General features: G+C 39.7%; 22 protein-coding genes, 1 pseudogene and 1 riboswitch. Of the genes and pseudogenes, 6 read left to right on the top strand and 17 right to left on the bottom strand.

Annotation, left to right across the window (positions count from 1 at the left end):
- Window positions 1-150 precede the first annotated feature (150 nt).
- The 4 genes and pseudogenes from AAHB15_RS23395 to AAHB15_RS23380 form a co-directional block, all read right to left on the bottom strand.
- Window positions 151-626, bottom strand: a pseudogene (locus AAHB15_RS23395) (DUF1048 domain-containing protein).
- A complete protein-coding gene (locus AAHB15_RS23390; RefSeq protein ID WP_335573788.1) occupies window positions 623-967 on the bottom strand; it encodes a PadR family transcriptional regulator in 345 nt (114 codons plus the stop codon). The pseudogene AAHB15_RS23395 and the gene AAHB15_RS23390 overlap by 4 nt, the downstream one beginning before the upstream one ends.
- A 290-nt stretch (window positions 968-1257) precedes the next feature.
- A complete protein-coding gene (locus tag AAHB15_RS23385; protein ID WP_335573787.1) occupies window positions 1258-1620 on the bottom strand; it encodes a DnaD domain protein in 363 nt (120 codons plus the stop codon).
- On the bottom strand, window positions 1610-1825 hold the full coding sequence (locus AAHB15_RS23380) for a hypothetical protein (protein ID WP_335573786.1): 216 nt from the start codon (window positions 1823-1825) through the stop codon (window positions 1610-1612). Before AAHB15_RS23380 ends, AAHB15_RS23385 begins: the two co-directional genes overlap by 11 nt.
- A gap of 145 nt (window positions 1826-1970) precedes the next feature.
- Here AAHB15_RS23380 and AAHB15_RS23375 point away from each other — a divergent pair, with 145 nt between their 5' ends.
- Both AAHB15_RS23375 and AAHB15_RS23370 read left to right on the top strand, forming a co-directional pair.
- Window positions 1971-2597, top strand: coding sequence for a YczE/YyaS/YitT family protein (locus AAHB15_RS23375; RefSeq protein WP_335573785.1), 627 nt, complete (start codon window positions 1971-1973; stop codon window positions 2595-2597).
- Between the two features lie 247 nt (window positions 2598-2844).
- Entirely contained in the window at window positions 2845-3573 is a 729-nt protein-coding gene (locus AAHB15_RS23370) for a YoaK family protein (RefSeq protein WP_335573784.1), read from the top strand.
- A gap of 245 nt (window positions 3574-3818) precedes the next feature.
- Here the strand turns inward: AAHB15_RS23370 and AAHB15_RS23365 are convergent, their stop codons facing one another.
- Entirely contained in the window at window positions 3819-3989 is a 171-nt protein-coding gene (locus tag AAHB15_RS23365) for a hypothetical protein (protein ID WP_335573783.1), read from the bottom strand.
- Window positions 3990-4236: 247 nt separating this feature from the next.
- Between AAHB15_RS23365 and AAHB15_RS23360 the strand changes: the two genes are divergently transcribed.
- The 3 genes from AAHB15_RS23360 (at window position 4237) to AAHB15_RS23350 (ending at window position 6453) form a co-directional block, all read left to right on the top strand.
- Window positions 4237-4980: a hypothetical protein gene (locus AAHB15_RS23360; protein WP_342043483.1), complete on the top strand. Its 744-nt coding sequence runs from the start codon at window positions 4237-4239 to the stop codon at window positions 4978-4980.
- Window positions 4981-5062: 82 nt separating this feature from the next.
- Window positions 5063-5809: an AAA family ATPase gene (locus AAHB15_RS23355; RefSeq protein WP_335573781.1), complete on the top strand. Its 747-nt coding sequence runs from the start codon at window positions 5063-5065 to the stop codon at window positions 5807-5809.
- A 284-nt stretch (window positions 5810-6093) separates the two neighbouring features.
- Window positions 6094-6453, top strand: coding sequence for a hypothetical protein (locus AAHB15_RS23350; protein WP_342043482.1), 360 nt, complete (start codon window positions 6094-6096; stop codon window positions 6451-6453).
- A gap of 143 nt (window positions 6454-6596) precedes the next feature.
- On the opposite strand, the gene AAHB15_RS23345 is transcribed toward AAHB15_RS23350, so the two are convergent.
- Window positions 6597-7004 (bottom strand): hypothetical protein, encoded by a 408-nt coding sequence (locus AAHB15_RS23345; RefSeq protein WP_335573779.1) that lies wholly within the window; start codon window positions 7002-7004, stop codon window positions 6597-6599.
- A gap of 755 nt (window positions 7005-7759) precedes the next feature.
- A complete protein-coding gene (locus tag AAHB15_RS23340) occupies window positions 7760-9121 on the bottom strand; it encodes an MATE family efflux transporter (protein ID WP_342043481.1) in 1362 nt (453 codons plus the stop codon).
- 277 nt (window positions 9122-9398) lie between these two features.
- Here AAHB15_RS23340 and AAHB15_RS23335 point away from each other — a divergent pair, with 277 nt between their 5' ends.
- Window positions 9399-10748 carry an MFS transporter gene (locus AAHB15_RS23335; RefSeq protein ID WP_335573777.1) on the top strand — a complete coding sequence of 450 codons (1350 nt, stop codon included), beginning with the start codon at window positions 9399-9401 and terminating at the stop codon, window positions 10746-10748.
- Between the two features lie 60 nt (window positions 10749-10808).
- On the opposite strand, the gene AAHB15_RS23330 is transcribed toward AAHB15_RS23335, so the two are convergent.
- From AAHB15_RS23330 to AAHB15_RS23285, 10 genes are all read right to left on the bottom strand, one after another.
- On the bottom strand, window positions 10809-11663 hold the full coding sequence (locus tag AAHB15_RS23330) for an HAD family hydrolase (RefSeq protein WP_335573776.1): 855 nt from the start codon (window positions 11661-11663) through the stop codon (window positions 10809-10811).
- 119 nt (window positions 11664-11782) lie between these two features.
- Complete coding sequence (locus tag AAHB15_RS23325; RefSeq protein WP_335573775.1) at window positions 11783-12550, bottom strand: 3-oxoacyl-ACP reductase; 768 nt, start codon at window positions 12548-12550, stop codon at window positions 11783-11785.
- Between the two features lie 14 nt (window positions 12551-12564).
- Window positions 12565-14025 (bottom strand): acyl-CoA reductase, encoded by a 1461-nt coding sequence (locus tag AAHB15_RS23320; RefSeq protein WP_335573774.1) that lies wholly within the window; start codon window positions 14023-14025, stop codon window positions 12565-12567.
- A complete protein-coding gene (locus tag AAHB15_RS23315) occupies window positions 14022-15164 on the bottom strand; it encodes a LuxE/PaaK family acyltransferase (protein WP_335573773.1) in 1143 nt (380 codons plus the stop codon). Before AAHB15_RS23315 ends, AAHB15_RS23320 begins: the two co-directional genes overlap by 4 nt.
- A complete protein-coding gene (locus AAHB15_RS23310) occupies window positions 15161-16489 on the bottom strand; it encodes a solute carrier family 23 protein (protein WP_335573772.1) in 1329 nt (442 codons plus the stop codon). The genes AAHB15_RS23315 and AAHB15_RS23310 overlap by 4 nt, the downstream gene beginning before the upstream one ends.
- Before the next feature lie 212 nt (window positions 16490-16701).
- Window positions 16702-16810, bottom strand: a riboswitch (TPP riboswitch).
- Window positions 16811-16972: 162 nt separating this feature from the next.
- Window positions 16973-17773 carry a HoxN/HupN/NixA family nickel/cobalt transporter gene (locus tag AAHB15_RS23305; RefSeq protein ID WP_335573771.1) on the bottom strand — a complete coding sequence of 267 codons (801 nt, stop codon included), beginning with the start codon at window positions 17771-17773 and terminating at the stop codon, window positions 16973-16975.
- A 50-nt stretch (window positions 17774-17823) separates the two neighbouring features.
- Window positions 17824-18468: a 5,6-dimethylbenzimidazole synthase gene (gene bluB / locus AAHB15_RS23300; protein WP_335573770.1), complete on the bottom strand. Its 645-nt coding sequence runs from the start codon at window positions 18466-18468 to the stop codon at window positions 17824-17826.
- A gap of 36 nt (window positions 18469-18504) precedes the next feature.
- Entirely contained in the window at window positions 18505-19380 is an 876-nt protein-coding gene (locus AAHB15_RS23295) for a GHMP family kinase ATP-binding protein (RefSeq protein WP_335573769.1), read from the bottom strand.
- Window positions 19381-19527: 147 nt separating this feature from the next.
- A complete protein-coding gene (cbiB, locus tag AAHB15_RS23290; protein WP_342043478.1) occupies window positions 19528-20496 on the bottom strand; it encodes an adenosylcobinamide-phosphate synthase CbiB in 969 nt (322 codons plus the stop codon).
- Between the two features lie 7 nt (window positions 20497-20503).
- Window positions 20504-21202 carry an adenosylcobinamide amidohydrolase gene (locus tag AAHB15_RS23285; RefSeq protein WP_342043476.1) on the bottom strand — a complete coding sequence of 233 codons (699 nt, stop codon included), beginning with the start codon at window positions 21200-21202 and terminating at the stop codon, window positions 20504-20506.
- Window position 21203 lies beyond the last annotated feature (1 nt).

The raw sequence follows: 21203 nt of genomic DNA, 5'->3' as shown, positions 1-21203 counted from the left end.
AGCGCAGCAAGTCGCTAGATTGCCTATACTTTGCTACTCAGTCTGACTGATATTCTGTATTACTTACTACTAGGTTAAAAATATAACTGAATAGTGAAGGTGACACATTACATTTGTAACCAGCTATTCAGTAGGAATTATCTATTGAATTTACTTTTTTCCCAATCGCTTCATGATACTCTGATTCAAATTTTCACGATACTTGTCGACATAGGTTTTAGCGTTGCTACTAGTTCGTCGGCAAAGGAGATTCGATGCTAGGCGAAAAACCACTAGGATTTCGCTTAGTCACGATCAATCGTATCGTTCAACTTCTTGCGATATTTGTCCCTCCAAGTTTTCTCGTCCTTCACTAGCTCGTCGCAGAAGGCAGCCACGTCCTTGCCCGTGAGGTCAGTGACTTTCTTGCCTTCCGCTGCACCTTCCTCGAAGAGGTCCAGAATGCCGTAAAAGATACGGCTGCTGTCCTTCCAGTCGGTAGGGCCACCACCAGCAGTCCACATATATTTTTGGATAGCTTTGTAAGCGTTGCGGTACTCACTTGGAAGTGCCTTCGCACGTGCCTCCATCGACCTCCATTCCCGCTTGTCATCGAGACTTCCAATAATTTTTTCAAAAAAATTCATTTTACTTCTCTCCTTTTGATTTTATTAGTTTTGAGTTCGTTAATTTTACTTGAGACGAAATCCCATTTTCTCCAAAAAATTTCAAGTTGGTCTTGCCCTGCTGCGTTGAGTGTGTAAAATTTTCTCGGCGGTCCCATAGTGGATGGCTTTTTCTCGATGTCCACCAGATTGTTTTTCTCAAGCCGCATGGTAATCGTATAAACTGTGCCCTCAACCACGTCAGTGAAGCCAAGTTCTCGCAGCTGATGCGTGATTTCATAGCCGTAAGTTTCGCCACGGCTGATGATTTCAAGCACACACCCCTCAAGCACCCCTTTCAGCATTTCCGTGATATTTTCCAATTTTTTACCTCCATTTATATTTTACTTATATTTTTTTCAGTACTCTGTAACACAGGTATTTTGTGCTGCTGATATTCAGTGTTACTGACTACTAGTATATAGTATTACTAAATAGTGTCAATTGTCAATAAAACTTTTCGTCAAAAAAGCCCGTTATTATGGCTTCTAAGGTGTTTTTATAAAAGGAAAAGATAAGCCTTTAAATGCCCTTAATAGAATTTTCTCAGAAGAGTATGGTTCAAGTCTTATTCAATGGAGAGTTCCTAAGAACACTTATTCCACCACATTCATCACTCTTCACCCGCCGTTAAATCGAGTTCAAATCCCCTAGGAATTTGTCTTCCGGTAGATATGGCAGGTTGCTTGTGCTTGGGCACAGATTTTTGGATCTCGTGATACGAATCAATTTCCTCTACCGTCAATAGAGATTCATTTTGCCAGTTTTTCAGAATTCCAACCACATAACTAAGCCTTCGCTTGTTATTGGCACACTCAATATTCATTGCTTTTAAAATGACTTCTTTTGGCTGTAGGAAGCGGGAATCATCTAACCAAGCTAACAGCTGCTGTTTCGCATTGATGTTTGAAAAACCAAATCCATTGTAATCCCAAAACTCTACGATTTCTTGCACATCTTTTTGATTATTCTGCAATGGACTCTCGATGTCTGGATTTTTCTCTAGATTGGGATGAAGAGCTTCTTGTTGTTGTTTTTCTTTTTCTTTTTGTCCACGTATCGTATGATGAAATGAGAACGAATCGTATGATGGAATGAGAACGTCTCGTCAGTCCTTCACCTTCAGAGTCTGGATAGGAATCTTGTTCATCTTGGCCGCTTGCTTCATCATTGAAAAACATCTCTTCTTATTCACAAAATTGGGAAAAGAAATAGGTTGAAATTCATTCTATGAAAGTACTATTATTTCATAGATAGGAAATAAATCACAACAACCATGAAAGCGAGAAAATAGTCATGCATTTATTTGATATGAGAAGATTTTGTATGATGGTGATCGGAAATTTATGTATAGGAATTGCCGTTTCCCTATTACGTTTAAGTAATTTTGGTACTGACCCTTTTAGTACAATGAATTTAGGAGTAAGTGGATTTTTACATGTTTCTTTGGGTATTTATCAATTAATTTTTAATGTTTTCTTACTTATCATTGTATTTATTTTTGTTCGGCATACGATTGGGGTTGGGACGATTGTTAACATGGTTGGAATCGGCTTTTTTTCCGATTTCTTTGTATACGGTTACCATGAGCTATTCGGCTCTTCTCCGCTGTTGATTACAAGAAGTATATTCCTTATTATTGCCATCATCTTCGTTGGACTCGGAGTTGCCCTTTATATGACACCCGATATGGGCATTGCGCCGTACGATGCCATGCCACTTGTTATTCAAAAATTATCGCATGACAAAATACCATTTGCATTTGCTCGAATAATAGCAGATGTTACATGTGTCGCTATTGGTTTTTCCTTTGGGGCAATTGTGGGGTTTGCTACAGTTATCACTGCAATTTGTATCGGCCCACTTGTACAATACTTCCGGAAACATCTTGCAGAACCATTATTACGAAATAAACAGAAAGCCTTACCCGTTTCATTTGAATTAAACAAGTAATTGCGAAAAGCCTCTATTTTTAAATAGAGGTTATTTTGGATATAGCAAGTTTACTTCTCATTTAATGCTACTGCTTCTTTTATTAGTGCAGTTAATACTTCTGGTTGAATAACTTCCATATTTTTATTTTGATGTGTCTCAGCCTGCTACGTTCATTTTATTTCCATTGACCAGACTCTAATAATCTCTTACTATTTTACTGTCTTACTTTATTTACTTTATTACTAAATGAATAAGGAGCTTTTTTATGGAAGATAGACAGAAGAAACCTCTATCGTTATCGTCAAATTCCGTACGTTTGGGTGTGTTATTGGCTTTGGTTGGAGGATTTCTAGATGCTTACACTTTCATAAGTCGAGATGGTGTATTTGCTAATGCACAAACAGGAAACATGGTATTATTAGCCGTAAAAGCAGCGAACCGAGACTGGATTGGAATGTTACATTATATTCCGCCCATCCTTGCGTTTATAGTAGGCGTTTTGGTTTCTGAAATTTTCAAGACTCCCAGTGTTAGGCATTTACTATATAGCTATAGAAGATCCATCCTCATACTAGAATGTCTCGTATTGATTTTTGTTGGGTTGCTGCCGAGCAGTGTCTCGAACTTGGTAGTGACAGTGTCCATTGCGTTTGTTTCTTCCCTGCAAATTTCTACCTTTAATAAATTAGACAAGTGGGCGTATAACTCAACGATGACTACGGGAAATTTAAGGACTGCAACACAAGCTGCTTATTTAGCTATTAAAGAACATAACCAAGAAGCTAAAAAGCAATTTCATGAATTCTTTTTCATCATTCTATCCTTTATATTCGGTGCTTTAGCCGGAACTTTTTCCACTACGTTTATAGGTAATCGAGCAATCTGGATTGCATCAGGCGTTCTGATTGTCGCACTTATCCTATATCATAGAGACAGGGGATTTATAAGAAAACAGGAAGCTTGTCTTAAAGATCATATGAAACTCGCTCAGTGATGAACACTTTTCAGGCCTGTCCCCTACTGGGAACAGGCTCTCTTATTGATGTCATTTATTGACGACCGTTAACCAAGAAAATGATTCATCAGGGTAGTCAATTAGGGCTTATTGACGACCTTCATCCCAAAAAAACGAAGAATTTGTTAATTCTCCGTTTTTTCTAAAAATAGTATGAAAATGTGGTAGTGATTTTATAAGACCTTACAACAAAAACTTTTTTCTAATTCAAAATCAGATTAACTCTACCCCGCTTTTTCTACTAAACAGTTTTTTTCCCATTTTTCATATTCTTTAAACGCCGTCCAGCTTAACCATGATACTAGAATTCTTAACTCATTTGGTCCAACATACCAGTATTCCCAACGCTTCTTTTCTGAATTTTGATAAATTCCAGTTTTGTAGACATAATTCATGTGAAAACACTCCTTATTTCATACTTATTATTTTAATAATTTTCAGAAAATTAACTTATTAATATAAGTATTCTCCAATTATCCAAAACCTCCTGCAAAAGAGTTATCATTTTATCATTCCTTTACTTTTAATTTATTTGAATCATTATTAATGTCACAAAATCTATGGTTCTATTAAAAGGCTTTGTAGTCACTACTTATATCAAAATAAGATATAATGATAAAAAATGCATGAGGTGAATATAAATTGGATTTTCATTCTGAGTCAGAACAACATACTGAACAAGGGAATGACCAAGAATATAGAACAAGAGAATACACTACTAGATTAGAAGCTGAAAAGGAACTAGATGATGGAGGATTAAAAAATTGGTTTAAGACTAGGAAAAATACAGATCATGAGAGCAAAGGGAGAGTAAGTTCACCAACTAGGTTCCGATCGTCAAAAAAGAAATTGGAGATGTCTTGGGTAAGACTTCTCTTTAAAATCATTGTAATAGGAGTTGTCTGTTACAACTTCAAATACATTTTGGACTTTATGAAAGATCCTATTAGTGATTTTATGAAGATCTTAAATGTGGTTGGAATTTGTGCAGGAATAAATTTTATTGCCGTTTGGATTCTCTTTTATAAGAATACGGTTATACGATTTTATGTTTCCTTAATTGCACTCATAGGATCATATGCCTACTACTCCTATGTAAATTACACGAATCAATCCTTTTTGGGGGATAACCTCATCACTTCGATTCTTGTTCTTTTATCCGTTTTGATGGTCATTAACCCTAAAGTAAATTATTATGTGAAAAGTATCGTTTTACTCTTGATCCCTATAGTAGGAATCTATTTTAGTGGTAATCATTTTGCACTCGTGTGGACTCTAATGTTTAATGCAGGATTGATCCTATTCTTTAGAGTGTCTAAATCAAAAAAAGCTAAATCAAATGAAAAGGAAGAGCAATCAAGAAGAAATAAAAAGAAATCTGCTTAATATTAGCTCTTTGTTTGAATAATGCCTCTCTTTCCTAAACGTGTGATAGAATGAATTTTAAAAATAAGGTAGCTGATCAATTGTGGTAGATTCACCGTTTGTTAGAAGTGTCATTTTAAACCGAGAAGATGTACCTGCATTTTCTAAATATCCATTTAATCTCCCAAGTATAAAGACTCTAAATCAGCTTACCTTTCATCCCAAGGTTACCTACCTGATCGGTGAGAACGGAATGGGGAAATCTACTTTACTAGAGGCAATTGCCGTTTCCTTAGGTTTTAATCCAGAGGGTGGATCTTTTAATTTTAACTTTTCAACGTTTGATACCCACTCTGAATTAACAAACTATATTAAACTTATCAAGGGTATTGATAAGCCAAGGGACGGTTTCTTCTTACGTGCTGAAAGCTTTTATAATGTGGCTTCCAATATTGAGGAATTGGACCATGGTGGTGGGGGGCCGAAGATCATAAGCTCTTTTGGCGGCCAATCCCTTCATGAACAGTCACATGGAGAGGCCTTCTTCTCCACCTTTATTCACCGTTTTGGAGGAAATGGAATTTATATACTTGATGAACCTGAAGCTGCTCTTTCTCCCTTACGGCAAATGTCAATGGTTACTAGAATACATGACTTAGTGAATCAACACTCTCAACTAATTATTGCTACCCATTCACCAATCATTATGTCGTATCCAAATTCTTTCATATATGAATTAAGTGAAGATGGAATACAAGAGAAAAAGCTTGAGGAAACCAATCATTTTCAAATTATGAAACGGTTCTTGAATGACCCAAAAAGAATGCTTCATCATCTTCTGGAATCGTAAGAAGAGTGTAAAGGGCATAAAAACAAAGGGAAGGACACATTCCATATGCTTCCTTTTGTGCTATGGCTGCAATCTCTATGTTGCAATTCCCTTATTTCCAAGGCCAGCGCAAAATTTGACAATTTCAACAAAAACGTACCAATAAACACAAGGATAATCATCCTTACTTTTCTCCTCTTCTCGTTTTCAAAAAAGGGCACAAAAATGGGACTCTAGTATTTTCCGTTTTTATGCTCATCGGCATACCATAAAGTACCGATTGTTTAAATGGAAAGGAGGAGTGGATGTTGAGTAAGAAGAAAAAAGGCAAGTCACTATGGCGCACATTATTGGCAGCTCCCGCTTTATTTTTTATTGCCCCTGTTTCCATCGGATTGTATCTAACTCATCCCCTTCCGGCAAAAACCACGAAAACACCGAAGGAATACGGTCTCCATTTCGAAGATATAGAATTTTTCAGCCGAAAAGATCAAGTAAAGCTGTCTGGTTGGTGGATTGCGGCAGCTTCAAAGCAAAGTAAGAAAACGGTTATCACTGCACACGGTTATATGAATGAACGTGCCATGGAAGGAATTGAAGGACTACAACTCGCCAAAGTTCTCTCGGAACATGGATATAATGTCACATTCATTCCATTCTTATGAATAAAAAAGAGTATACACGCCGTGTACTCCGATTTCTAGATCAGTACTTAAAGATTGGTTAAAGCCTTAGTACCTCTTTTAAACAAAAAAGGGCGATGACACACCTCTGTCATCGCCCTTTTTTTTGCTTATCATCATCCCAGCTAAATACAATTGGCGTCCACTACCTGTCCAGATACCGACATAAGTTCATTTATGTTAAGCCATCCACCAATATTTTGAGTTTGGTCAACACCTTCTATGGTAAAAGTAAGGCTAATATTGTTGGGAAGCGTCAAAGTAGAACTTTTGCCAATGCAATTCTGTGCTTTTTGCAGAGAATCCACCCTTACCCCTTCACACGAAACCGTATACCTTTGCATCGATACGTAAATTAATACTCCCCTTAATAGATCATAGCTCCTTATAAAACCTTCGACAGTGGTCCCATCCCGGAAAGATAATCTGATCCACCGCTTTTGCTGATAACAAGCAAGAATTTTTTGAAATAGTCCTTGTCTGTAGTCATAGTAATATGGATAGAAAGGCTGGTAAGGATAATTTGGGTACAATGCAGCCTCCCCCTTTCTTTTATCAGTACATCTTTTCATGTATATGAGGAAAAAAAGGGTTGGTGCTTGTCATCACCTGGTGTGTATAAGAAAAACGAATAGTACTGACTATTCGCTTGTTCTATAAGGTTATGCAATTTATGAAGAAAGGCAATTCGTACTTTATTTAAAGGATCATAATAGATAATCTCTTCTTTAGACGGAAGTTTCTTAGCTTTAGGCTTATTTTCAGGAAATCCAATCCCGAGTATGGCTAATATCCGCCGGTCGTTCGGGATATTTAGTGAGTTTCGGACCCATTCCTCGCGTTTGGCAGATTCGTTCTCATCTTCAAAAAAAAACCGCCCCTATGCCGACACCAACGTTTGAATGGCTTTTAATACGTCCATATAGAACCTCTTGTATATGTATTTAATTTTTAAATTTGTAAACCTTTATGTTTAAAAAAATGCCCCCGACAAACGAAATAATATAAAATACAATGCCAGAAACGGTGTTCGGAGATAATAAATCAATAAATTCCATTTCATTCCCTCACTTGGTCTAGTTATGATATATCGCATAAGGATATATTTATTGTATTTAAATTATATCGTATTAAGATCATTGAATTTTCTGTAGTGCAGTCCTTCACAACTAACCTTTCTATAATGGGAGGAGATGTCGCAGCTCCTCCCATTGTTTATCTAAAGTGCAATTAAATCTCTATGTTAGGAAGCACAAGTGGGCTTCCTTTTGTACGATGGCCGAATTTTTTAAATCACTTTGTCCTGGTATTCCTTTTCAACCGATTTTAACTTAATGGAATCCCAATTTGTTCGATAAAAGCGAACCATTACGCTAACTCCAAACACCGTGAGATAAGAGTATAGAGAAATCCATACGCCCATACTGCCCAAATCGAGTATAAAAGTGAATACATAACTGAGTGGAACAAAAAATAGCCAGCCTAAAACACAAGAGATTTTTAATAAAAACGATGTGTCACCAATTCCTCTAAGACCACCGGCATAAAAATTTAATAATCCATCAAACAATTGTAAAAATGCCGATATCATGACTAATTCTGCGGCTATTTTATACACTTGGACATCGTGGGTGTAAATCTTAGCAATCGGTTCTGCCCAAAAAAATTCAATAACACCCAAAATCAATAGAAAGATACACCCTAAAATGGAAGTATTCGTCCCTGCTTTTCTTCCTAATATAGGTTTACCTCTCCCGACTTCTTGACCAACAAGAATGGTTGCAGTTGATCCAAATGCAAAGGCGGGCATGAATCCAAGACTCATAACACTTAAGGCCACTTCATTAGCTGCTAACGCATTCGTCCCTAATCTCGTAACAAATGCCGTAAAGACAAACATGGCCATGGCCATCGAAAATTCCTGTATCCCTAATTTGGCACTTTCAGCAAAAATTAATTTTGCTTCTGCTCGGTCGAAGGCAATTCTTGTGCGTGTTTCATATTTTTGGTGTAATTTTATGAAATAGAAATAAGCGCAAATAAGAAACGTGACCAATTCTCCGGTAAAAAAGGCAATCCCTGCTCCAATCAAACCTAATTCAGGAAGAGCAAAATGTCCATAAGTTAATCCATAAGTGAGAAAAATCATTACGGCTCCGCCTAATATGGTACTGATCATTGGAGTTTTGGTATCCCCAATCCCGCGGAGAAATCCATGAATAACAAAGGTGAAGATCGAAAATACCATTGCAAAAAAACGAAATTGTAAATAACTCTTCCCTTCTCTAATCATATCAGGTGAACTTCCCAACAACTTAAAGATGGCTTCTGGAAATAATAAACCGATTAATAAAACCATTGTCGCAGCCGCTATACAAAGATAAAAGGCTATATAGGTCCGTTCAACACCTTTTTTCATGTTGTTTGACCCGTAATTTTGTGCCACTAAATAATTGGTCGTATGCCCTATTCCCGAAAATAGTGCCCAGGCATTATACATAATAATGTTCGAAACACCCACGATGGCAATCGCAAGGGCACTCAATTGACCAACTAAAATAAGATTTATAGTTCCTGTTAGTGTCGATGAAGCAAATGACGCAATCGAAGGTATGGCAAGCAGTAATATCTTTTTCCATTCTTTCAACATGTTGTTAATCCCCTATGACCCTTTTTAGATGACATATTCTATTTAGGGAAACCATCATGCTCCATCCATTTAAGCAATGATCGATTCCCTGTATAATAGTTATTCTATTAATTTTGGATAATTCCTCCTATGCATGGTACTTCCATTCCGTGTCCCAAAACCTGCACCCACCAAAGCCCAGTTCCTATAAGTACCTTTTTCTACCAATGTGTTTTATTATTATTACAATAAATTATTTTTCTCATTTTCTAAGAAAACTACCGGAGGGAACAAACTTATGTCTAAACCAACCAAAACCCGCTTTCTTTTTATTACTGCCGTTGCTTTGGGAACGTTGCTGAACCCCTTGAATTCTTCGATGATTGCCGTTGCGCTTTCCCGCATCCAAAATCAATTTTCTCTTTCGTTTACGGATGCATCTTGGCTTATTTCCACTTATTATCTTGCCAGTGGTATTGGTCAGCCGGTAATGGGGAAGCTCGGTGATGCGTTTGGACTTAAGAAAATGTATTTAATCGGGCTGATTATGATTGCAGCAGCATCATTTGCAGCTCCCTTTTCTCCTAGTTTTGGCTGGCTGATTGCGATCAGGATTATACAGGCAATCGGAAGTTCAGCGCTTTTCCCGGCAGGAATGGGAATCATCCGCAAATCAATCACGGAAAACCAAGCACAGGCACTGGGTGTCCTTTCGATTTTTTCATCCGTATCAGCTGCAATCGGTCCTTCCATCGGTGGATTTCTCACACACTATTGGGATTGGCAAGCGATCTTTTTGGTCAACTTCCCATTCATTTTGGCAGCCTTTTTTCTGGGACTATTTATTCTTCCAAAGGATAGAAGTGATAAAAACCGGAAAGTCACCATTGATTATATCGGTATCCTTCTATTTACTCTGTCCATATTAAGCTTGCTATTGTTTTTGCTGTCATGGGAAAGTGGTGTGAACTGGGGTAAACTTTTGGTAAGCCTTGTTTTTATTTTCGTTTTTTATAAATACGAAAGCAAACAATCGCAGCCATTTATCAATGTATTAGCTCTTAAAGAAAACCTGAATATGAGTTTTGTGTATGTACAGTTTATCCTTGTCAATGTGATTTTCTACTCGATCTTCTTTGGGGTACCGCTCTATCTGCAGAATGTTCGCCATTTCGATTCTAAGACTACGGGTCTTATTATGCTTTCCATTGCCGGTTTTGGCATTATCGTGTCGCCATTGGCAGGCCGATGGATTGACAATCGTGGCTCAAAGCCTGCTTTAATCGCAGGGACATCCTGCATGATTGCAGGTTCGTTGCTTCTTCTTACCATCCACGGTTCATCGCCGGCGACATGGATATTCTTTTCTTTATCAGTCCTTGGATTAAGCAACGGCTTCAACAATCTTGGTTTGCAGACGGCACTTTACACGTTTGTTCCTCCTGCCGAGACCGGCACTGCTTCGGGGCTTTTTATGACGTCACGATACATAGGGACGATATTTTCTTCTAGTTTACTGGGGATTTTATTCGGGAAGCAATTTACAACTAGCCATTTTCATGTAATGGCCATCATCTGTGTAATCATCGGAATCTTGATTATGCTGTTGACACTTCGGATGCCCCAGTTACAAAAACAAAGTCAATAGCAAAAGGGACACCGAATTGTGTCCCTTTTTTATCCAATGGAATTTGGAGCTTGTCTAATTTTAAAGCATCAATTTAGATTTTAGATAATGGTAAACCCCATCTTCATCACAAGTGAAATCTGTCACGTCATCCGCGATTTCTTTAATACTATCAGGTGCATTTTTCATTGCCACGGAATAATTCACGAGCCGCAGCATAGGCAAATCGTTATCGCTATCCCCAATTGCCATTGTTTCAGTCTCAGACAAATCAAAGTGCTTTAACATCTGTTGGATACCGGTTGCTTTGTTCACGTTCGCCACCATCAGTTCGACGTTATGTTCCGTCGAGATGGAGGTGGTAAAGTCTATTTCTTTCTTTAATTGCTCCAGCTCTTCTTTCCAGTAATTAATCTGTTCTTTTGATCTGGCAAAGAAATAGAATTTGGAGAATTCATCTCCCATAATTTCATCCGACCATACAATTTTCTCTTTTATCGCTTCCTTACGGGAAAGCCACTCATTCATGCCAACACTTTCCGGCTTAGGGTCTCTTATTTCATTTACTACATATGGCTGATCCTGTTTTAATGTCATTCGAGGAGTGCCATATGGAAACAGCTCATAATACACTTTTTTCTCCCTTGCCATTTGAATAACAGTTTCTACTAGCTCACGCGAGAGGGAATGCTTAAAAATCACTTCATGACCTGCATATCCGACCATCCCATTGGAGGCTACGACTCCATCTACTTGAAAACCTGGCGGTACGAGTCCCTCTATTTCCTCAAACGCCCTGCCTGTAGCGATAAAAACTTTGATTCCACGTTCTCTGACTCCATCAATGATTTCTTTCGTATGTATACTTACCTTATTTTGATGGTTTAAAATGGTGCCATCCATGTCTAGAAATATGGCCTTTGGTTTTAAGTTCACTTATATTCCCCCCAGAAATGTAAAAGAAGTTCATTTAGTAAGTATACACTTTATTGATATTTCCCACTATAATTCCATCTCCTGTCCTCAATTTCACAAGCATTCTTTATTATTGAGGGTCATTTCATGACCAAGCCACCATCTACATTCAGGCATTGTCCAGTAATAAAAGAGGATAAATCAGAAGCGAGAAATAATACACTTCCGGCGATATCCTCTGGCCGAGCCAATCGGCGTAAAGGGGTTAACTGAATAATGGCATCTCTCACCTCTTCCTTTGTCTCCTGGCTTGAGTCTGTTGGATAGGTTAGTCCAGGAGAAACAGCATTCACATTAATACCGAATGTCCCTAGTTCTTGGGCGAGATTTCTGGTGAAACCTAGTAAGGCCATCTTTGCGGTTGTATAGTCATGATAAGGAACAATAGGAAAATCGATTAAATTACTAACCATATTGATGATTCTTCCTGACATTTGATTCTTCATTTGAGGCATAGCCGCCTTGCAAATGTTAAATGCCCCCTGTACGCTTCCTGTCCATTGTTGGTTGTAATCTTCCCAGTCGATTTCCCACGCCGTTTTCCTGGTTTTTGGATTAAAGGTATAATGACTTAGTGCATTATTTACCACTACGTCAATTGCTCCAAGGGAATCGATCATTTGTTCCATCATTTCATTTACCTGATTCCTATTTGTTACGTCAGCCTGAATAGCGGCTGCCTGCCCTCCCAATGACTCTATTTCATTTACCACACTTTCGGCAAGGGCTTGATTCTTCAAATAATTGACCACCACAAATGAACCTTCCGCAGCAAACCTTCTCGCCATCTCTGCGCCAATTCCCCTGCTTGCTCCCGTAATTAATACAATTTTATCCTGCAAATTCAAAGGTAGCCCTCCTTCTATTCAAAATCTGTATCATACCGTTCCACATTTTGCTCTATATTCCTTTCGATATCTGTCATCCTAACAAGATCGAGGAGATTAAACCTGCCATCATGGTGCCACCCTGGTTTTGCCTGGTTCATTTCACCGATCGAACATATTCTATTTACACCGTATGTTCCTAATTGATTGGCGAGTGAAACAAGTCTGATTGGAGAAACAGCCAGACCGCACGATTGTAAATATGGCTGATAAGGCTTAATGGCAGATAGCACACTTTCCACAGATTCGACTGAGTATACATGAACAAACCGATTTAAAGGGGAACCTTCAAATCCAGTTTCTTTGTGAAAAATGACTGTCCAGGATGTGTCTGCATGACTAGAGAAAGCGGCTACGTTTTCATGTTGGACGGATTCCAGCTGATAGCGGCTTCTTACCCGTTGAATGGCCATCGATTCTTCATCCTTAAGCTTTGCTCGTGGTCTTTTTTTATGATAACGTTCTAGTTCCGCTCCCAACATCTGAGCAAATTGCTTTGAACTTATGGACCCTCCCTCTTCCACATAAATTGTTTGGGGAGATAAACAACTTTGTTGGTCGTAGATAGACACATCTTCCGCCATCTTTTTGATGGTGTCATAGTAAAGATCAGGAGTTAATGCTTCTTTTCCGATGTAGGCAAAGCTGATTTTATGTCCGTAACTCAAAAACCTTTTATGTGGAGGAACCTTCCGTCTTAGCTTTTCAACCGTTTCATTTGAACCGTATACAATCACCGCCTCGCAGTGTTCGATGGCCGGCTCTTCTAGTTCAATCGTCCCTCCTTTCCAAGGGAGGATGGCAATGGCTTCAGCCAGTTTTTTATCTACCTCCGCTAAGGACTCCGTAAAGAGAACGGGGAACAGTGGTTCGGCCATGGAGGTTTTCCCTATATTCCCTGACTTGACCAAAAGCCCCATGATGATACTCCATACTTGTACCCCCGGAACATTCCCTGAGAAAACATGGAATATAGTACTTGGTCCAAAGGCTTTGCTCATACCTCCTGATTTTCGAGGGCGAAACTCATCCAACATGGCGGGTTGGTCAAGCTCCTCGTCAAGAAAGCGCAGCAATTCCTTTTTACGAAAGGTCCGTATATACCTTTTTAATTGAAGCCGCACCATTTCTTCATCATAACCAGTAATCATAGGGATCAGATTTTCCGCTAATTTTCGGAGCGGATAGTCAGGATGAAGCCATTTTTGAACGGCCAAGTCTATTTTTTCCACAATATCTGTAATGGATAAAGTGGATAGATATTGGTCCCGATTCCATTGAACTTGTTGAATGATTCCCTTCAATTCTTCTCCTGTGATCACAGGGAATTTTAATACAAACGTCATGTCCTTTCCTGTAACTGTTTTTGAACGAAATTGGTTTAATTCAATCGAATCCGGTACACTGAAAACGTTCAGTTCCTTGATATTATTCACTGCTGATTCACACCACCTGAATTTACTTGCATAAGCTGGTCAACCGCAATGGAACAACCTCTTGCCTCGGAACCCTTTATTCTCCCAAGTAGCACAAATCCATGATCCGTTTTATACCCCATATCTTCAGTTAGAATAGCCAGACAGGAATTCCAATTGGCAAGATCATAGTGTGCAATTACGCCTCTTTCCCCATCCTTAACCGGCTCTAACGTGTCGGTGTTTAGTACAACAGTCTTAACCCATGATGGACTTTTTTTATCATAGATTTCAGAATGATTTAGATAGGTGCTTCGTATGGTTTGATCATAGATTTGAGAACTTAGCTCAGTCATTCCGTACATGTTTATACATTGATTGCGACCAATCCCAAAAAACTCACGAAACTCCGAATATAAATTCTCCATTTCCACTTCACGGGATTGTCCCTTAAAGCCCCCTGTATCAAAAATGCGGCTATCTTTAGCCAGTTTGAACTGAAGTTGTTTTTCTTTTAGATCATCAATGATATGGACAAATGCAAAAGTGGCGCCTATTAGCAGCACAGGCTCCTTTTGTGACTCACACCAACTTAAATCCCTGATCAGCTCGTCTACATTCAGTCCATTATCAGTAAAGAAGAATTTGCTATTTTCAGTGCCGAAAAAGGAAACCGCATTGGTTAAATATCTAGATAAAGATGAATTTTTGTTCAGATCTTCTGCAGGTGAGAGAACAAAAATGGTGATTTTCTCACGATCAGGCAGCACAAAATGCTTAAAAGGTCCCTTCATTGATGCATCCCATACCGCAAGATCCGGGTGATAATTTTTCCCTTTTGCCTCCGGATTTGTGGTACCCGAGGTCATAAAAACGTGTTTCACTTCTTCTATTGGCTCACAAGATAAAGTCAATTCTTTATATCCTTGAATGGGCATGGGAGGGATATCCTCCCATCGTTTGACTGTAAGCGGCGTCCTTTTTTTTGTCTGGCAAAATTTCTTATAGGCCAGATTATGCTGGAACTGGTAACGAAACAATTTTAGCGCCAGCTCATTATAGGAATGTTCCTGTTCTTCGTGATGGGTAAATTTCCCCTCTTCACAACGGTTTATAAATTCAAGAATTTGTTCCGTTAGCATTTTGGAATCATCTCTCATTTTAGAGTCCCTCTTTTCAGTCTATTGGGTATGTTTACAAGCAACAATTGAAGCAGCACCGATGAAAATGCCCCGATTAATATGGTGTTAGAAAGGAATGTACCTAAGATTCCTTTCAGATTAGTGGCATAGTTAGGCAGTGAAATCGCAAGCAGAATAGAAAGCCCCATAATCAAATAGTTTTTTTCTGAATGCTCCGCTCTTGCTAAAATAGAAATACCTGTAGATACAAGCGTCGCTGCAGCAGGTAAAAAGATACCTCCAACAACCGCATCAGGTGTTAAGGCAAGCAAGGCCCCGATCTTTGGAAAAAAACCGAACAACAAGAAAATGGCACCTGCCACCATCACCGGAAATCTTGATCCGACACCCGTCAACCTAAGAAGCCCCACATTTTGTGCATAAGCTGTGGTAGGGAAACCGCCAATAAGCGAGGAGAGGAATGAACCGGCGGATTCACCTGCAAATCCGTTGCGAATTCGTTTGGAATCTATTTCGGTATTTAGCATCGCTCCTGCTGCTTGATAGACACCCATTGCTTCGATAATCGCTACCAAATAGGCCACAAAAAATGTAAGAAACGTGTCCCAATGAAAAGTTAAATTTCCATAGGGAAGCAGCTGTGGAATCCCGAACCACGGTTTACTATCTATCAAAGAAAAATTGGTCTTCCCTAGAATGGCAGCAAGGACATCCCCAATAACGAGAGCAATTAAGAAGGAATATGATTTCCAAATGCCTTTCCCAAAAAGAGATAATAAGATAACAATGATTGAAGTGGGAATCGATAGTAATAATATGGATGGGCTGGCAAACGACTCATCACCAGGTGAACCCCCTAAAAATTCGTACAAGGTAAAGCCAGATAATGATACTCCAACCAGAAAGATGACTGTGCCAGAAATAACAGGTGTAAATATGACTCTCAAACGGCCAATTACCCCGGTAATTGACAATAGAAAAACGATAATTGAACTAAGAAAAATACCGCCACTCGCTGCAGCTAAGCCGTTCGCCTTTCCTGAAGCAATCATAATGGAATCAAAAGCAGCCGATGGGCCTTGAATAATTGGCAATTTTACTAATTTAGTAGCTTGTGTCAAGGTAACGATTCCAGCTGTAATAAATATAGCATTAACGATATTAGCCGACTGTGATAGAGGTAAACCAATCATGGACGCGACAAAAATAGGATCAAGCCATACGTTTGACACACAAATATGCTGTAAAGCATATAAAAAGGTTTTCCATGCAGGGAGTTTCTCCTCCAAACCAATATTCATTTCTTTGTTACTCATACTATTCACTTCTTGTATCTTTTCCATGATGTAATCTCCTTCTCTGTTTATCTATTTATAAAGGACTAATCGACATTCCATCCCTATTTAATAGATTGGGATTTGCAGCGACTCATCTTTGTTTTTCCGGTTTTAGGTGATTCTTTGTTATTTTTCAAAAAGGCTTCCTGCTGTTTTTTTTATAAGAAAAAGCCAGGTCCAATAATGGACCTGGCTCCGCAGCTTATGAAATAAATAGTCTTCCACTTAAGCTACTTTCCTACGCTGGTATGATCCAGATCAGGTCCAAAGGGTTAAAAAACATTTGTTTTTCTCTCAGCCCGTCAAGGGGCACCCCTAGTAGTATTGTATATTTATTAGATTCAGTTAATAATAACTCTTAAATAGATGGAAGTAAAGGTTCAATTTTCCACTTTGTTTAGTATGTTGCTATAAAGATATAGTAATGTTTAATGATCTTGCGTTCGTACTTCCAATACCTTTCCATGTCGATACGTTATTAGTGGACGTTTAATTTTTCACTGTTATATCCAACTGCTTTTTGATCCGATAGCTTACAATGACATAACTTAGACCAAATAACACAAACAGCATAACCCCTAAAATCTCAAAATCCAGTTCAGCCCCTGGGAGGAAGAACGTAAACGCTTCATAAAAGGATACCCCATAGGCTAATGCTACAATAACCCAGCCCATGAAACGAGAAGCGGATTGTCCTAACCGATTGCTGTCTTTAATCAACCGAAAGGCTACGATGGAATCAAAGGTGTCTGTAATCATCATCCCTGCCATAAAAATGATTCCTAATAGAACCGGCAATAAACTAGCCGTATTCCCTGCCGCAATCGCCCACATCGATGTTTGGCTAACCGTTTCCGCTGCCAGTGCAAATAAGCCGCCAATTAGAATCACAAAAAAGGGATTCGTTGTTTCTTTCAACATCTTTGGCAGGAACTTCCCCTTGATTCCCTTGACCTGGAAATCTTCACCAGCTGAGGATTTGGTCCGCAAAAGATTAAAGATATTCAATGTACCAATTGCGAAAAGGGAAACAATAGAGATCCAAGTAACCAGTGCATTCACTAGATCTGGTATGGTAAAGCTCTTCATAAAAATCCCTAAAATAGTCGCGATACAGGTGACAACCAAACCGTGTCCAAATGAGAAAAGCAAGCCCACCCAGCGGGCAATCGGACTATTCATCCGTCCGTTATAGCGTGTTAAACCATCGATACAGGCCAAATGATCGGCATCCAATCCATGACGAAGCCCTAGTATAAATACAAGAAAAATTAACGAAATTGTTTCCATTCCTACACCCCCACTATTCAAAAAAAACTTCTAACATTTTTCCATCCAAGCTATTCCTGATTTCCCCATTCTTCATAAAATATTAAATTTTGAAGCGATCTCCTTTTTTCCCAATTTGCTTGCTCTAGGATGGGAGCGGATGGATATTCATTGGTGTACCCGATCGAAATTATGGCAACTGGATCAATATGGGGCGGAATCTGCAGGATATCTCTAACATCATTTTTCTTATAAAAACTAACCCATCCCATCGCTAATCCTTCAGCACAGGTCGCAAGCCACATGTTTTGGATCGCACAGGCGACAGACAAAATATCGGTTTCCGGGATCGAATTTCTTCCTAATACATGAGATCCCCCACGGGTCGAGTCACAGGTCACACAAATGGTTAACGGTGCCTGTTTAATACCCTCGACTTTTAATTCTAAAAATTTCGTTTTTCGTTCATCCTCATAGTGAATCGCTAATGCCCTGCGTTCCTTTTCTGCCGCCCAGGCGAGCCGCTCCTTTATGTCAGCAGAAGTGATAAGAATAAAATTCCACGGCTGCATAAATCCTACGGATGGCGCATGATGGGCCGCTTGAAGAACACGTTGAATCACCTCAGGACTTACCGGGTCAGGTAGAAAAGTGCGGACATCTCTCCTTTTATAAATGACATCGTAAATCACTTCTCGTTCTTCTTGACTAAACATGTTAATCCCCCCTTAAAATCAACCTTTGCGAGTCTTTCAAATTATGATCTTTTCCTTGCTTTCATAATGAAATAAATTTATAGGAACACCCTTGATAGCGAGTGACATTTCCCTAAATAAGTGTGAAACCACCTCATCACCGTTTGGGAGATTTCCATCTAGTAAAATTCCCGCGACGGTTCCACTGTGGGCGACAACCATTCCACCCTGAAAACGATGCGCCAGCTTATCTAATTGTGGAAAAATATGTTTTGGCAATATTTTTTGATTCACCCGTGCACTGATCGTTGCTGCCTGACCAATATAGGATAAATTTTTTTCGTTAAACCCTTTTTTAACCAGGTTATAGGCTAGGATAAATTGTTCTTGATCTTCCCGGCTATATGCTTTAGGAACTTGATTAAATTCAATGGTATTAACTGCCCCACCAAGATCGATTCCAACGAGGATAAATGAGGGTAAGGCCCCAAAGCTTTCAATCAGCTGACCATTAATATAGTCATAGGCCACTGCCTCCTCATACATCACCCCATCGGTCGGCTCGACTTTTGCGGCTATCATCGAGATCATTTCATTTGTAAGCGGAAGACTATAGCTGTCAGCTATTGCTCTTAATGCAGCAACAATATCCGCTGAACTGCTTGCCATCCCCTTGCCCGCTGGGATATTGGATTGTATTTCGAGATACCCTCCTTCTCTTATCCCAAAAAGTTGCAGTAACGATTCGCCCGCTTTCTTCGCTTTCATCTTGGAATCTACGACTCTAATTCCAGAAACGGCCGTTTCTGGGACAAACGTAGCCTCACTTTGTAAACTCGGGATGGGCAGGGTAATTAAAAACGGGCGCTCTGCGATGATTCCTTGGACCAATTCTCCAAATGTGCCATTGCAGCTACCTTTTCCTAGTTTCATATAATTAAACTCCCAAGGGTTAAAAATTCGGATTGGCTCACATTTTGGGCGACGATTGGCCCATTTTTCAACCAAATTGAATTATTTTCCATATCCCCCCATATCAACACCTATATAAAAAGATAAATATGCATGTTCTATTTCCAGCTACTTTAAGACAATTTCCACTACAATCGAAATGACTATAAATAAAATCACACAGATAGTTGAGGTGGTTTTCATGATCGTTACGGTTCGGAATATATCATTTGCTTCAATGTACCGCAGCGGTTCACCCATCTTTGCGCGCTCAGAAGGTACACCGAAATAATAATTCGTTCCCCCCAGTTGAATTTGAAGCGCCCCTGCAATGGTTGCTTCAGGATAACCGCTATTTGGACTCGGGTGAAGCCTGGCATCCCGTTTCATCATTTTCCATGCCCCCTCTATATCCAATCGCTTTATCCAAGAAGCGAGAAGCATCATTCCAACCGTTAACCGGGCAGGCAGATAGTTTAATAGATCATCCAGCCTGGCCGAGGCCCAGCCTAAGTTTTGATATTTTTCATTCTTATATCCAACCATCGAATCTAACGTATTTACCGCCCGGTACAACATGGCAAGCGGGGCACCCCCGATCAGGGCAAAGCATAACGGTGAAATGATGGCGTCGACAATATTTTCCGCCACGGTTTCCACAGCCCCCCGCGAAATTTCACTTTCCTCAAGGTTTTCTGTATCTCTTCCGACAATCATTCCCAGACTTTTTCGTGCAGCCCTTATATCCTGATTTTTCAAGTGACGGAATACTTCCAACCCTGCATCAGCCAATCCTTTTGTCGCAATGGTGGTAGAAATTAACCAGATTTCCGCAATGACAGCAAGAACGTGATTCAGCTGATTGAGGCCATAAAGCAGCAACGCAACGATTAAATAGCTGCCGCCCGCAATCAGAAGCGGGAATAAGAGTCCTGCCAGTTTCAAATACCTTTCCTTTACGATGATAGAACGAATCGCTTTTTCCAGTAGACTAATAGACTTCCCGATAATGACCACCGGATGAGGCAGTGAGCGAGGGTCACCGATGATTCGATCAATAAGATAAGCAATAACAATATAAATGGCATGAACTAACATCGAATTCTCAGCCCTCCTGATTCCTTACGGCTTCACATGTGGCCTCATAAACAAGGCAGCCAATCGTATTCCCAATGGTGGTGGCGGTTCCGGCAAAAAGATGGGTAGGAAGATGGGCTTCTTGACTGGCTGCCAAGACAACCGAATCGGTGGTCGTACCAGTCGCAAACTCTCCGGATTCTACTTTTATCTGTAAATCTTGCATCGCTGCGGCCTTTGCTTCCGTCGCTGTGATAATCCCGTTAATCATGGCCGCCTCTGTCAGTCTTCCATCAATAAACAGAAACGTATTAATGGTCCCGCATTGGTACGCAGAATACGTCTTTCTCTTTCTTCCTGCCCTTTCACGATTTCCTACTCCTGCCGTCACACAGCAGACGATTCGAAATTCATCGCCATGTTCCTCTTGGATGGAAGCACAATGAATTTTAGCCGCTGTTTGTAAGCCTGCGGTCTGTTCCAACGGATATTCCCACTCAGTAATTTTTTGTTTCATTAGTAAAATGGGGTCATTGGAGGCATAATCCAATGGTACCTGCCAATTGACAAAATGGCTGACCTGTTGGAAGCCCCCGCCATGAACGGCACTACTGAAAGCAGCCAATCGGCGTGGGAATTGAAATAAGAGATGGTCCTCTTTTTTAACCATCCTTAATTCAGGCCATATTCTCGATGTCATCTGATTCTGAATGCGAAATGGCTGCACC

It is taken from the genome of Bacillus sp. OTU2372 (assembly GCF_038440275.1).
GTDB lineage: Bacteria > Bacillota > Bacilli > Bacillales > Cytobacillaceae > Neobacillus > Neobacillus bataviensis_B.
The sequence above is the reverse complement of the archived record's forward strand: the minus strand, read 5'-3'. Positions and strand labels throughout refer to the sequence as shown.

Coding starts and splice junctions, on each gene's coding strand:
- AAHB15_RS23380 (WP_335573786.1), bottom strand. CDS start 1,825: ATGTTTTTCAATGATGAAGCAAGCGGCCAAGATGAACAAGATTCCTAT.
- AAHB15_RS23375 (WP_335573785.1), top strand. CDS start 1,971: ATGATGGTGATCGGAAATTTATGTATAGGAATTGCCGTTTCCCTATTA.
- AAHB15_RS23370 (WP_335573784.1), top strand. CDS start 2,845: ATGGAAGATAGACAGAAGAAACCTCTATCGTTATCGTCAAATTCCGTA.
- AAHB15_RS23365 (WP_335573783.1), bottom strand. CDS start 3,989: ATGAATTATGTCTACAAAACTGGAATTTATCAAAATTCAGAAAAGAAG.
- AAHB15_RS23350 (WP_342043482.1), top strand. CDS start 6,094: ATGTTGAGTAAGAAGAAAAAAGGCAAGTCACTATGGCGCACATTATTG.
- AAHB15_RS23340 (WP_342043481.1), bottom strand. CDS start 9,121: ATGTTGAAAGAATGGAAAAAGATATTACTGCTTGCCATACCTTCGATT.
- AAHB15_RS23335 (WP_335573777.1), top strand. CDS start 9,399: ATGTCTAAACCAACCAAAACCCGCTTTCTTTTTATTACTGCCGTTGCT.
- AAHB15_RS23315 (WP_335573773.1), bottom strand. CDS start 15,164: ATGAGAGATGATTCCAAAATGCTAACGGAACAAATTCTTGAATTTATA.
- AAHB15_RS23310 (WP_335573772.1), bottom strand. CDS start 16,489: ATGGAAAAGATACAAGAAGTGAATAGTATGAGTAACAAAGAAATGAAT.
- AAHB15_RS23305 (WP_335573771.1), bottom strand. CDS start 17,773: ATGGAAACAATTTCGTTAATTTTTCTTGTATTTATACTAGGGCTTCGT.
- bluB (WP_335573770.1), bottom strand. CDS start 18,468: ATGTTTAGTCAAGAAGAACGAGAAGTGATTTACGATGTCATTTATAAA.
- AAHB15_RS23295 (WP_335573769.1), bottom strand. CDS start 19,380: ATGAAACTAGGAAAAGGTAGCTGCAATGGCACATTTGGAGAATTGGTC.
- cbiB (WP_342043478.1), bottom strand. CDS start 20,496: ATGTTAGTTCATGCCATTTATATTGTTATTGCTTATCTTATTGATCGA.